The organism is Streptomyces musisoli, from assembly GCF_016741855.1.
GTDB classification, from domain to species: Bacteria; Actinomycetota; Actinomycetes; order Streptomycetales; family Streptomycetaceae; genus Streptomyces; species Streptomyces musisoli.
In genome coordinates this window covers 1-13,065 of sequence record NZ_JAERRH010000014.1, presented here as the reverse complement: position 1 = coordinate 13,065, position 13,065 = coordinate 1, and the positions used below count along the sequence as shown (strand labels likewise).

General features: G+C 72.4%; 9 protein-coding genes. 5 read left to right on the top strand and 4 right to left on the bottom strand.

From position 1 onward, the window contains the following. Positions 1-99 precede the first annotated feature (99 nt). Together JK361_RS29120 and JK361_RS41475 are read left to right on the top strand one after the other, a co-directional pair. On the top strand, positions 100-1,011 hold the full coding sequence (locus tag JK361_RS29120) for a HEAT repeat domain-containing protein (protein WP_307787344.1): 912 nt from the start codon (positions 100-102) through the stop codon (positions 1,009-1,011). Beyond that, on the top strand, positions 1,005-2,111 hold the full coding sequence (locus tag JK361_RS41475) for a MerR family transcriptional regulator (protein ID WP_201823619.1): 1,107 nt from the start codon (positions 1,005-1,007) through the stop codon (positions 2,109-2,111). The genes JK361_RS29120 and JK361_RS41475 overlap by 7 nt, the downstream gene beginning before the upstream one ends. A 430-nt stretch (positions 2,112-2,541) precedes the next feature. Here the strand turns inward: JK361_RS41475 and folE are convergent, their stop codons facing one another. From folE to JK361_RS29100, 3 genes are all read right to left on the bottom strand, one after another. Continuing rightward, positions 2,542-3,165, bottom strand: coding sequence for a GTP cyclohydrolase I FolE (folE, locus tag JK361_RS29110; protein ID WP_201823980.1), 624 nt, complete (start codon positions 3,163-3,165; stop codon positions 2,542-2,544). Between the two features lie 34 nt (positions 3,166-3,199). After that, complete coding sequence (locus tag JK361_RS29105) at positions 3,200-3,646, bottom strand: hypothetical protein (RefSeq protein ID WP_201823617.1); 447 nt, start codon at positions 3,644-3,646, stop codon at positions 3,200-3,202. A gap of 76 nt (positions 3,647-3,722) precedes the next feature. Further along, positions 3,723-4,271, bottom strand: coding sequence for a DUF2231 domain-containing protein (locus JK361_RS29100; RefSeq protein ID WP_201823615.1), 549 nt, complete (start codon positions 4,269-4,271; stop codon positions 3,723-3,725). Between the two features lie 120 nt (positions 4,272-4,391). On the opposite strand from JK361_RS29100, the gene JK361_RS29095 reads away from it, so the two are divergent. After that, a complete protein-coding gene (locus JK361_RS29095; protein ID WP_201823613.1) occupies positions 4,392-5,144 on the top strand; it encodes a helix-turn-helix transcriptional regulator in 753 nt (250 codons plus the stop codon). A gap of 248 nt (positions 5,145-5,392) precedes the next feature. Here the strand turns inward: JK361_RS29095 and lpdA are convergent, their stop codons facing one another. Continuing rightward, positions 5,393-6,793 (bottom strand): dihydrolipoyl dehydrogenase, encoded by a 1,401-nt coding sequence (gene lpdA, locus JK361_RS29090; protein ID WP_201823610.1) that lies wholly within the window; start codon positions 6,791-6,793, stop codon positions 5,393-5,395. Positions 6,794-7,587: 794 nt separating this feature from the next. On the opposite strand from lpdA, the gene JK361_RS29085 reads away from it, so the two are divergent. Both JK361_RS29085 and JK361_RS29080 read left to right on the top strand, forming a co-directional pair. Further along, positions 7,588-9,399, top strand: coding sequence for an acyl-CoA dehydrogenase (locus tag JK361_RS29085; protein WP_201823609.1), 1,812 nt, complete (start codon positions 7,588-7,590; stop codon positions 9,397-9,399). 60 nt (positions 9,400-9,459) lie between these two features. Then, positions 9,460-13,065, top strand: a 3,606-nt coding sequence (locus JK361_RS29080) for a type I polyketide synthase (RefSeq protein WP_201823608.1), incomplete at its 3' end; no start/stop codon positions are given.

Sequence of the window (13,065 nt, the reverse complement as noted above, 5' to 3'; positions counted from 1 at the left end):
CGGCGCCTCCGGGCCGCGGGCTGGGGCGGTGGGTCTTCTGGGCCGCTGGTCGCGGGCTTGACCTTGACACCGTGACAAGGTGTCCCCTGGGCGCAGGAGGTGGTCCCGATCAACACGGCAAACGGAACCCCGAAGCACGCCCGCCTGGCCCACGCGCTGAGCGCCGAGGACGCGTCTGTCCGGCTGCACGCCGCCCTGGCGGTCGGCTCGGACCCCGATCCCGGCTTCCTGGAGACGCTCGTCGAGCGGTGCGCGGTCGAGCCGGACTTCTTCGTGCGGGACATGCTGTCCTGGGCGCTGACCCGGCTCTCGCCGGAGATCACCCTGCCCCGGCTGCGGCGGGAACTCGCCTCCGAGCGGGCGCAGGCCCGCAGCCAGGCGCTGCACACGCTCTCCAAGATCGGCGACCGGAGCGCGTGGGCCTGGATCACCGGGTCCCTGCTGCGCGACGCCGACGACGAGGTCGCGCGGACCGCATGGCGCGTCGCGGTCGTCCTCGTGCCCGAGGACGGGACGGAGGGCCTTGTCGACGAGTTGGTCGACGAACTGGTCATGCAGCTCGGACGCGGAGACCGCGGTGTGCGGCTGAGCCTGAGCCGGGCGCTGGTCGACCTCGGCGACGTGACCGGGCCCGCGTTGGAGCGGGCTGCGGCGAGTCCCGACCCGGCGGTGGCCATGCACGCGACGGCCACCGAGCTGCTCCGGCGAAATCCGGAGACCGGTTTCGACGAGGCTGTCGAGGAGGCGAAGCGAGTCGTCGCACTCGGCCCGGAGCGAGCCGAGACCGCCACTGCGACCGCCGCCGCGTCCGAGGCCGAGACCGCCGCCGCGCCCGCCGCCGCGTCCGCGTCCGAGACCGCCGCCGCTGCCGCTGCCGCCGCCGCGGCCGCGGCGGGAGTCGCCGGGACCATGGAGGCCGTTGAGCCTGCCGAGTCTGGGGAGCCTGGGGAGCCTGTGGAGATGGTTGACGCAGCGGGGACCGGTGATGCTGTGGAGACCGTGGAGTGCTGATCGGTGAAGTGGCCCGCCGGTCGGGGGTGAGCCCCCGGATGCTCCGGCACTACGAGGCCCTCGGGCTGGTGCGGCCGACCGGTCGCACCGTCGGCGGCTACCGCGAGTACTCCGCCGAAGACGTCCGCCGGATCTTCCACGTGGAGAGCCTGCGGTCCCTCGGACTCTCGCTCAAACAGATCGGACGCGCGCTGGAGGACCCGGACTTCACGCCGTCCGACCTGGTCAGCGACCTCATCCGGTGGACGGAAGACCGCCTGGAGCGGGAGCGGGAACTGCTCGAGCGGCTCCGCGCGATCGATGCGTCGGCGCCCGCCGGCTGGCAGGACGTCCTGCGCGTCGTCGAACTCATGCAGGGCCTCGGCTCGCCCAGCGCCGCCCGCAGGCAGCAGGCCCTCCTGGCCCGGACGGAGGGCGTGCCGGTTCCCGCGGAGCTGCTGGCCGGGGCGATCCTGTCCGAAGCCGACCTCAACGTCACGGGCGCCCTCCGCTGGGCGCTCGCCCGAGCGGGCGGCGACGGCGTGGCGGCCCTGGCCGCCGGCATGTACGCGGACGACGTCGACATCAGACGGCGCGCGGTGCTGGCGATCGCCGGGATGTCCGGGGCCCCGGGTGCGACCGAGGTGCTCGCGGACGCGCTCGGGGACCCGGACGCCACGGTGCGCAGGCACGCTGCTCTGGCGTTGGGCAGGCGTGGCGTGACCGCGGCCGTGCCGACACTCGTCCGCATGGTGGTCGAGGGCTCCAACGACGTCGACGCGGCCGAAGCCCTGGGAACGCTGTCCCGGGACCGGGACTCCGGGTGCGCGGACCGGATCGTCACCGCACTGGCCGGCGAACTCGACGCGCCCGGCGCGGACTCCGCGACTCGGATGCGCCTGGCCCAGGCGCTGATCGAGCTGCCGGGGTCCACCGCGCGGGAGGTCCTGCGCCGGCTGACCCACGACGACGACCGCGCCGTCGCCCTCGTCGCCTCGGCCTTCGTCGCGGTCCTCGACGAGCGGTCTGCCGAAGACCGAGGAGACGAGGCTGAAGACCGGAGCGACGAGGCTGTGGATCGAGGCGGCGAGGGTGCGGACCGGGGCGACGCTGTTTCCTGAAGGCGCGCATCCGAGGAGCCGCGGCACCCCGGTCCTGACGGACGCGGCTTCTGGATCGGAGATGTCGCTGTCGCGTCGTCGAGTGGACTGCGCTGTGTGCGGCTCGGGAGCCGAGGGCGCGGGCGGAGGCTCTGCCGTGCGGAGCCGGGACCGCCGCCTCGTACCGGGCACGGAAGTCCGCACCGGGCACGGTAGTCCGTACCGGGCACCGAAGTCCGTACCGGTCACGGAAGTCCGCACCGGGCACGGAAGCCACTGCCGGGCACCGAAGCCACTGCCGGGCACCGAAGTCCGTACCGGGCACCGAAGTCCGTACCGGGCACCGAAGTCCGTACCGGGCACGGGAGTCCCTGCCGGGCACCGAAGTCCGTACCGGAGACGGAAGGCCGTCGGATACCGAGGCCCGTACCCGGTCAGCCCGGTCTCGTGGTCAGGACGCCGCTCCCGTCAGGCCGAGGAATTCGCTGCGGGAGCGGGCGTCGGAGCGCAGCAGGCCGAGCAGCGTGGAGGTCATGGTGCTGGATCCGGTCGCCTGGACACCACGCAGGGTCATGCAGCAGTGCTCCGCCTCGATCACCACGCCGACGCCCTTGGGCTCCAGATGGGTCTGGAGCCAGTCGGCGACCTGCTTGGTCAGGCGCTCCTGCACCTGCGGGCGGCAGGCGAAGTGCTCGACGACGCGGGCCAGTTTGGACAGGCCCAGGATGCGGGCGCCCGGCAGATAGCCGACGTGCGCCGTGCCCACGAACGGCAGCAGATGGTGCTCGCACACCGACCGGACCGGTATGCGGCGGGCCAGCACGAGTTCGTCGTAGCCCTCGTCGTTGGGGAAGGTGGTCAGGTCGAAGGGGCGCGGGGTGAAGAGTTCGGCGTAGGCGCGGGCCATCCGGCCCGGTGTGCCGCGCAGGCTCTCCGAGGTGGTGGAGATGCCGAGCGCGGTGAGGAACCGGCCGGCCGCGGCCTCCGCGGCGGCCAGGTCGATCCCGTCGGCTTCGTGGACGACCCGCAGGGCGGGCCGCCCGGGTGTCGCCTCTTCCTCGACGAGGGGTTCCATTCGGGCGGTGGTGCTGTTCAGGTGCTCCGTCATGTCAGCTGCCCCCGATGCCGAGAGCGGTGAGCAGGACCAGGACGAGGGTGGCCACGGCGAGCAGACCGTGGGCCAGTACGACCGGCACCGGGAAGTGCCGCTCGGCGGGGACGGTGCCTTCCGCCCCAGGGCCCGCGGCGGCCCCGGCCGTGGTGCGGTCGCGGTGGACGGGGATCCAGCGGGCCAGCATCACGAAGCCCAGCAGTGCGACCGGCAGCAGCAGCCCGAACGCGGTCCAGGCCAGGGCGCTCCTGTCCGCCACGACGTAGCTGATCCACACCACCAGTCCGATCGCGGCCAGGGCGAAATGGCCGAAGACGACGGGTGCGGGCAGGCGGCTGGTGCCGGTCTGCTGCTGGCGGATTCCGCCGCGTTGGATCCAGGTGCCGAGCATGTAGAAACCGCCGAGGGCGGTGATCACCCAGGTGATCAGTGCGGCGATGTCCATGGGGGAACTCCCGAGGGGGACGGGTGGGGGAGAGCGGCCGGCGGGCACCGGCCGTCAGGGTGGGTGGGAGGCCGGGTCACACGGCCGGGCGGGTGCCGCTCCGGTCGCGGCCGGGCGTGTATCCCTCGGCCTGGGTGTTCTCGTCGGCGACGCGCACGCCGTAGCGGTAGGCGAGCTTGCCGCCCAGGAATCCCGAGATCGCGAGGACCACGATGCCGAGCGCGGACAGGGCGAGCCTGCCGATGCCGACGCTTCCGCCGCCGGTGTAGTCGCTCTGGCGCCACAGGAAGTTGACGACGTAGGCGGCGGTCACCAGGAGGTTCAGCGTCATGTGGACCAGGGCGGTGCGATAGGCCGGGGTGCCGGCCGCAATCGCGAACAGGTCGAGGAATCCGACCGTGGCTGCCAGCACGGCGCCGATCACGCCGACCGCGATCAGCCACTCCGAGGACTGGGTCAGGAAGCCCGGACGGTGCACGACGTGGGATGCGATGTCGAACACCAGGCTGGTCACCCAGGCGCCGATCGGCACGGTCACCAGGATCGGGTGGAACGGGTGGCCGTACGGGCCGGCGAGCGAGGCGCTGACCGGGCGCTTCGCCTGAAGCTGTGACTCACTGGTCATCGCAACCTCCACTAGTTTCACCAACAAATCTTGGTCTTATTGTGCGGGGGCGTCAAGACGCGCAGCCCACGACGGGCGAAGAACACTTGTGCCCACGTGGATGGGAGCTACCGTGGTCGTGTGGCTTCCGATCCGAGCGCGCAGGCCGACGCGGCCGACAGCGCCATCGACTCCGTCAGCGTTCTGAGCGAGGACTCGCGGCGGCGCATGTTCACGTTCATCCGGCGTGCCCGTCGCGCGGTCACCCGGGACGAGGCCGCCGCCAGCGTCGGTATCTCCCGCAAGCTCGCCGCCTTCCACCTCGACAAGCTCGTGGACGCCGGCCTGCTGCGGGCGCGCTACGAAACGCCGGGGGGGATCCGCAAGGTCGGCAGGCAGCCCAAGGTGTACGAGCCCACCGACGCGCAGATCACCGTGAGCATCCCGGACCGTCGCCACGAACTCCTGGCCGACCTGCTCCTGGACGCCGTCCTCACCGAGGGCGCCGGTGAAAGCGCAGCCCAGGCGGCGATGCGGACCGCCGGACAGCGCGGCCGGCAGCTGGGCGAGGCCGCGCGGGACGAGACCCGTCCCGGGCGCCTGGGCCCCGAGCGCGGGCTGACCGCGTGCGAGCGGCTGCTGGACCGGTACGGTTACGAACCCGTCCGGGAGACCCCGACCCGGCTCCGGCTGCGCAACTGCCCCTTCCACCCGCTGGCCGCGAAGGCCACGGAGCTGGTGTGCGGCATGAACCAGGCCTTCCTCTCCGGGTACCTCCAGGGGCTGGAGGTCAACGGGGTGCAGGCCGTTCTGGCCCCCGAGCCGGGGGAGTGCTGTGTGCGGCTGGGGCCGAGCGACCCCGAGCATGACGACGTGACGGCCGAGGACCGCTGACGCGACGCCGGCCGCCTGCCCACGCGGGCGGGGCCTTCAGGGTGGGCGGGGTGCCGTTCGGTGCCGCCTCCGAGAGGGTGCGGCCGGTGGTCTGCACGGGCCGGCGGACCCCGTCGGGCCGCACCCGGAAGGCGCCCGGGGTGATTCCGCGGGCGCCGTCGGTAGGGCGAGATCCGGCCAAATGGGCCGGGGTGATGGGGGCGGGCGGCGCGTCCTCGTGAAGGGGAACGGCCGCCCCTCCGTCCCGGTTACATGTTGATCATGTGCCCGGCCAGGCCGTGGATGGCCTCCTTGACCGCTTCGCCGAGCGTGGGGTGCGCGTGGACGTTGCGGGCGACCTCGTGGACCGTCAGGTCCCACTGCTGGGCCAGGGTCAGTTCCGGAAGCAGCTCGGTGACCTCGGGGCCGATGAGGTGGGCGCCGAGGAGTTCGCCGTGCGTACCGTCGCTGATGACCTTGACGAAGCCCACGGGGTGCCCCAGGCCGTGCGCCTTGCCGTTGGCGGTGAAGGGGAACTTGGCCACCTGGACGTCGAACCCGCGCTCGCGCGCCTGGGCCTCCGTCCAGCCGAAACTGGCCACCTGCGGCTGGCAGTAGGTGGCCCGCGGGATCATGGTGTAGTCCAGCTCCATGGTCTCCGCGTCGGCGATGGTCTCGGCGGCCACGACGCCCATGGACTCGGCGGCGTGCGCCAGCATCAGCTTGGCGGTGACGTCCCCGATCGCGAAGATGTGCGGCACATTGGTGCGGCAGCGCCCGTCTACGTCGATGGCGCCGCGGTCGGTCAGGCGGACCCCGGTGTTCTCCAGGCCGTAGCCCTGGACGTTCGGGGCGAAGCCGATGGCCTGGAGCACCTTGTCGGTCTCCAGGACCCGTCGCTCGCCGCCCTTGTTGACGGTCACGAGGACGCGCGGGCCCGAATCGTCGATGGTCTCGACGGCGGTGCCCGTGAGGACCTCGATGCCGAGCTTGCGGTAGTGCTTCGCGAGCTCCTTGGAGATCTCCTCGTCCTCCAGCGGAACCATGCGGTCGAGGAACTCGACGATGGTGACGTCCACGCCGTAGCTGCGCAGCACGTAGGCGAATTCCACACCGATGGCGCCGGCGCCGGCGATGACGATGCTGCCCGGCAGCGTCTCGCTCAGGATCTGGCTCTCGTACGTGACCACGCGGTCGGACAGGGCGGTGCCGGGCAGCAGTCGAGGGGTGGCGCCGGCCGCGATGATGCAATGGCCGAAAGTCACCGTCTCCGTGTGCCCGTCCGGGTGGGTCACCGTCAGGGTGTGGTCGTCGGTGAAGGCGCCCCGCCCCTCGAGCTGGGTGATAGCGTTCTTCTTCATCAGATAGTGAACGCCCTTGACCCGGCCGTCGGCGACCTTGCGGCTGCGCTGGTGGGCGACCCCGTAATCCGCGGAGATGTCGTCGCCCACGGAGATCCCGTACGCCTTGGCTTCGTTCGTGACGAACTGCACCATCTCGGCGTTGCGCAGCAGGGCTTTGGAGGGGATGCAGCCGACGTTGAGGCAGACGCCTCCCCAGTACCGCTCTTCCACCACCGCGGTGGACAGACCGAGCTGCGCGCTGCGAACCGCGGCCGTGTAGCCGCCCGGGCCCGCTCCTAGAACAAGGACATCGAAGTGTTGGCTCACAAGGAGATGATCCTTGTCCGGTTGCGGTGCTACGCGCAACCCGGTTCGAACCGGCCTTGTTTTCGCCGCAGTTGGTGTCCCGAGGCTACCAACACTACCGGGGGTTTGCCGCTAGTGATGTTCGACACGCAATTTCTGGAGGCGTCCCATCCGGCCCCGTGATAGGTATTGAGCAGCCGTGGCGGAATGCCTACGCATCGTGGCGTATAAGTTACGAGAAGTTGCGAAGCGGCTTATGTTAGGGGGACGGGGACGTGCCTGACGGCGCGGAGAACAGTTACGACCTGATGGTCGCGGGGGGCTCAACGGGCGGGGATACCGCCGCTCTCCGCACAACCGGTCAGGCTCTTCCGGCGGCGACCGCCGCCGGTGTCGACGTGGCGGACGTGACCGCATACCAGGATGGCGTGGCCGGCCGGCCGCACCGGGGCCTCCTGGGCGCCCTGAAGGCGCGGTCCACCCAGGTCGTGCAGCGTGGGGGCGAACTGCCCTCGGACGGCGAAGTCGCCATGTTCCACGGTGTTCTGAGAGAAAGTCAGCTGACGCTCACTTAGCAGTTCCCGCACACGCACGGCTGTTCCAGCCCGTGGGACGGGCGACCGTTCCCCGGTTCCGCTTGCCCGCCATCGACTCACCGGACACATCTGCCTGCCGGGCAGCCCGCAGCGCTGCCGCGTGCGTTCACGCGGCCGCCGTGGCGCTGACCGCTGCCTGCCGGGCGCGCGGCGGCTCACGCACGCGCGCTCACCGTCGCTTCACACACCGACGACGAAGACGGAACGGGGAATCCGACCATGGAATCCGGCATTTTGCGCGACGCCCTCTCCTCCCTCGTGCACGGCGACTCCTACCGTGAGACGCTGCCGCGGCTGAAGAAGATCTTCTCGCCGGAGCTCTTCGCCAGACCGTCCGGCCTGGCGGACGCGGACCGCCACTCGCTCACCTACCAGCGGCTGCGGCACATCAGCGACCGGCTGGACACCAGCACCCCCCTGCTCCAGCAGCGCGACGTGCTCTTCCCGGTGCTGGAATGGGTCGCCCTCGCCGACCCCTCCCTCTTCTACGCCTTCTTTTTGCACCATTGCACCACGGTCGGCGCCGTTCTGGAGTTCGGCGCGGGCCGCGACGACCTCGACGACGTCCTGGCCCAGCTGGCGTCCACCGAGGCCGTGGGCGCCCTGCTGATGACCGAACTCGGCCACGGCAACAGCAACGCCGCCGTGCGCACCGAGGCCGTCTACGACCCGGCCACCCGCGAGTTCGTCCTCACCACCCCCGGCCCCGAGGCCGTCAAGTACCCGCCGAGCGTGGCCTGTCCGGGTCTCGCCCGGACCGGAATCGTCACCGCCAAGCTCGTCGTCGACGGGCAGGACCACGGGCTGTTCTGCTTCGTCGTACCGCTCAGCGACACCACCGGCCCCTGCCCGGGCGTGGTGATCGAACCGCAGGACTCGGCCCCGATCCTCCCCCTCGACTGGGCGACCGTCTCCTTCCAGGGCGTACGCGTCCCCTACCGGTACTGGCTGCGGGACTCCGCGCAGATCGCCGAGGACGGCACCTTCACCGACGCCCTCAGCAACCCCGCGATGCGCTCCCGGCAGGCCTCCCGGCTGATCCGGTACGTCTGGGAGGTGGCCGCCGTCGGCCTCGCCGCCGTCACCCGGGCCAGCGCCGCCGTCGCCGTCCGGCACGCACACGCCCGCTACACCAACGGCACGTTCGCCGGGTTCGCCGACCCCATGCCGGTCATCCGCTACCGCAACCAGCAGCGCACCCTGTTCGGTGCCCTGTCCGCCGCCTACGTGGCCACCATGGCCGCGAAGTCCTTCTCCGGTCCCGAACCGGTCGGACGCAGCGCCGGCGAGATCCGCACCCTGTTCACCCTCAAGGCGGCCATCGACCGGCTCGCCGAACGGGTCACCGCGGACACCCGCGCCGCCTCCGGCGTCCTCGGCTTCAGCCCGAGCAACCGCTTCCTGGACTACCAGGGCCTCGCCCACGCCTTCAACGCCGCCGGACTGAGCACCCAGGTCCTCCACCTCAACGCGGCCTGGACCATGGCCCTCGGCTTCGACTACGAGCCGCCCGCCGACGAATCCGCCCCCGCCCAGGACCTGCGCGACCCGGCGCGGTGGCGGGCGCTGACCGGCACCCGGGAGAGGCGCCTGCACGAACGGCTCGTCACCGAACTCGGCGCCGCCCGGGCCGCCGGACTCGGTGAGTTCGACGTCTGGAACGACCGCTTCGAACTGGCCGAGCAGATGGCCGAGGCGCACGCCCTGCGCCTGCTGGTCGACCTCGTCCGCACCGAGACCGAGGCCCTGCCGGACGCCGACGCCGGACGCCTGGCCCGCGACCTGTGCTCCCTGCACGTGCTGAGCGAGATCTCCGCCCACAGCGGCTGGTACCTCGCCGAGGGCCTGCTCACCGCCGACGAGGCCGGCGCCCTGCCGGGCCTGCTCAACCGGATCTGCGCCGACCTCGCCCCGCACGCCATGGAGCTGGCCGACGCCCTGGACGTGCCCTACGACCTGGTCGGCGCGCCCATCGCGCACACCGACTACGCGACCGCCTACACCAAGGCCGCGTTCGCCGACCCCGCGTAGCCGGGACGGATCACCCGTTCACTCCTCCTGGACCGCCCTGCCCCGAAGGTTTGCAGCACTATGCGAAACTCCTCCCAGGCCCGCGCCCGGCTCACGTCCGACACCCCCGCCGACACCCCCGTCGAGGCCATCGCCGTCGTCGGCATGGCCTGCCGGCTGCCCCAGGCATCCGGCCCCGACGCGTTCGCCCGCCTCCTGCGCGACGGCGTCGACGCGATCCGGGAAGTCCCCGCCGACCGCTGGGACGCGGCGGAACACACCGGCCAGGACACGGACACGCCCGGCGCGGGCACCCGGTGGGGCGGCTTCCTCGACGGAACCGACCGGTTCGACCCGGCCTTCTTCGGCATCTCCCCGCGCGAGGCCACGGCGATGGACCCGCAGCAGCGGATCACCCTGGAACTCGGCTGGGAGGCGCTGGAGGACGCCGGCATCCTCCCCGACACGCTGCACGGCACCGACGCGGGCATCTTCGTCGGCGCGATCTGGGACGACTACGCCACGCTGGCCCACCGCCGGGGCACCACGGGCATCACCCCGCACACCCTCACCGGCCTGCAGCGCGGCATCATCGCCAACCGCCTCTCCTACGTCCTCGGCCTGCGCGGACCCAGCCTCACCGTGGACAGCGGCCAGTCCTCTTCCCTCACCGCCGTCCACCTGGCCTGCGAAAGCCTGCGCAGCGGCGAATCCAGCCTCGCCCTCGCGGGCGGCATCAACCTCGATCTCGTCCCCGAAAGCGCCCTGACCGTCGCCGAGTTCGGCGCCCTGTCCCCGGACGGCCGCTGCTTCACCTTCGACAGCCGGGCCAACGGCATCGTGCGCGGCGAGGGCGGCGGCCTCGTCGTCCTCAGGCGCCTGTCCGACGCGATCGCCGACGGCGACCGGATCCACTGCCTGATCCGCGGCAGCGCCGTCAACAACGACGGCGGCGGCGACAGCCTGGCCAGCCCCGACCGCGACGCCCAGGCCGCGCTCCTGCGCCGCGCCTACGACAACGCCGGCGTGCACCCCGGGGACGTGCAGTACGTCGAGCTGCACGGCACCGGCACCCGGGTCGGCGACCCGATCGAGGCCGCCGCCCTCGGCGAGGTGCTCGGCGCCGCCCGCGCCGACGGCGACCCGCTGCTCGTCGGCTCCGTCAAGACCAACATCGGCCACCTGGAGGGCGCCGCCGGTATCGCCGGCCTCATCAAGACCGCCCTCGCGATCAAGCACCGGGAACTCCCCCCGAGCCTCCACTTCCGCGCCCCCAACCCGGCGATCCCGCTGGCGGAGCTGCGGCTGAGGGTCCACACGGAGAACGGCCCCTGGCCCAGGGCCGACCGCCCGCTGATCGCCGGCGTCAGCTCCTTCGGCGTCGGCGGCACCAACTGCCACGTCGTCCTGGAGGACTGGCGCGACGGCGCCGACACCGAACAGGACCGCCCCGACCCCGCCCCGTCCGGCCCGGTGCCGTGGCCGGTCTCCGCCAAGACCGAGAAGGCCCTGCGCGGCCAGGCCCGGGCGCTGCTGGACCGGCTGGACGACGCGGTGTCCCCGGCCGACATCGGCCACTCCCTGGCCACCACCCGTACCGCCTTCCCGCACCGGGCCGTCCTGCTGGGCGAAACCACCGAGGACTTCCGCACCCGGCTGGCCGAACTGGCCGCCGGCCGCCCCGCCACCGGACTGGTCGAGGGCGTCGCCTCCGGCACCGCGGGCCGCCCCGTCTTCGTCTTCCCCGGCCAGGGATCCCAGTGGGCCGGCATGGCCGTCGACCTCATGGACAGCTCACCGGTCTTCGCCGAGCACATCCACCGCTGCGAGCAGGCACTCGCCCCGCATGTGCCCTGGTCGCTCACGCACGTGCTGCGCGGCGGCAGCGAGACCGACCCCGAGCTGTCCCTCGACCGCCTGGACGTGGTCCACCCCGTCCTGTTCGCGGTGATGGTCTCCCTCGCCGCACTGTGGCGGTCGTACGGTGTCGAACCCGGCGCCGTGGTCGGCCACTCGCAGGGCGAGATCGCCGCCGCCCACGTGGCCGGCGCGCTCTCCCTGGAGGAGGCGGCCCGCGTGGTCGCCCTGCGCAGCCGGGCCTTCGCCCTGCTGGCCGGAACCGGCGGCATGGCCTCCGTCGCCCTGCCGGCCGCGGAGGTGGAGCGGCTGCTCGCCCCGTGGGCGGACCAGCTGTCCATCGCGGCCGTCAACGGCCCCCGCGCCGTCACCGTCTCCGGTGACGTACCCGCCCTGCACGAGCTGATCGCGCGGTGCGAGAGCCAGGACATCCGCGTCCGCCTGCTGCCCATCGACTGCGCCGGCCACTCGGCACACGTGGAGCGGATCCGCGAGCCGCTGCTGGACCTGCTCGGCAGCGTGACCCCCACGTCCGCACCGGTGCCGTTCTACTCGACCGTCGAGGGCCGCTGGCTGGACACCGGCGAACTCGACGCCCAGTACTGGTACCGCAACTCCCGGCGCACCGTCGGCTTCGAACCCGCGATCCGGGCGCTCGCGGAGGCCGGGCACGAGACGTTCCTCGAAATGAGCCCGCACCCGATCCTCGCCGCCGGCATCCAGGAGACCGCGGAGGACGTCCACGGCAAGGGCCTCGTCGTCGGCTCCCTGCGGCGCGGCGAGGGCGGACTCGACCGCATGCTCACCGCCCTGGCCGAGGCATCCGTGCACGGCGTCGCGGTCGACTGGTCCGCCGCCTTCACCGGCTCCGGGGCCCGGCGGGTCGACCTGCCCACCTACGCCTTCCAGCGCCGCCGGTTCTGGCTGGACGCGCCGGCCGCCCACACCGGACCCGCCGGTCCCGGGCGGACGCCCCCCGCCGTCGACGCCGTCGAGGAGGACCACGGCCCCGCCACCGAAGGGACCCCGCTGCGCGAGCAGTGGGCCGCGCTGGGCGAAAACGCGAGCCGGGACGCGGCGCTGGACCTGGTCCGCACCCACCTCGGCATCGTGCTCGGCACGGCCGAGACCGACGACATCGACGTCGAGGCGTCCTTCCGCGAGCTGGGCTTCGACTCGATGATGGCCGTCCAGCTGCGGAACCGGCTGAACACGGCGACGGATCTGCGGCTGCCGAGCACGGTCGTCTTCGACCACCCGTCGGCCGCCGCGCTCGCCCGGTTCATACGCGCCGAGCTGCTCGGACTGTCCGGCGACGAGACGGGCGACCCGGAACCCGCGCCGCCGGTGGCCGCCGGTGAGGCGGATGCCGAGCCGGTGGCGATCGTGGGCATCGGCTGCCGGTTCCCGGGTGGGGTCGGTTCGCCGGAGGATCTGTGGCGGCTGGTCACCTCGGGCACGGACGCGGTGTCGTCGTGGCCGACGGACCGAGGCTGGGACGCGGAGGGACTCTACGACCCCGATCCGGGGGCAGCGGGGAAGACCTACTCGCGGTCGGGCGGCTTCCTGTTTGACGCGGCGGAGTTCGACGCGGGGTTCTTCGGTATCTCGCCGCGTGAGGCGCTGTCGATGGATCCGCAGCAGCGGTTGCTGCTGGAGACGTCGTGGGAGGCCATAGAGCGGGCGGGCATCGACCCGGCGTCGCTGCGGGGCAGCCGCACCGGCGTCTACGTCGGTGCCATGGTCCAGGAGTACGGCCCCCGCCTCGCCGACGCGACCCCCGAGAGCGAGGGGTACCTGCTGACCGGCACGCACGGCAGTGTCACCGCC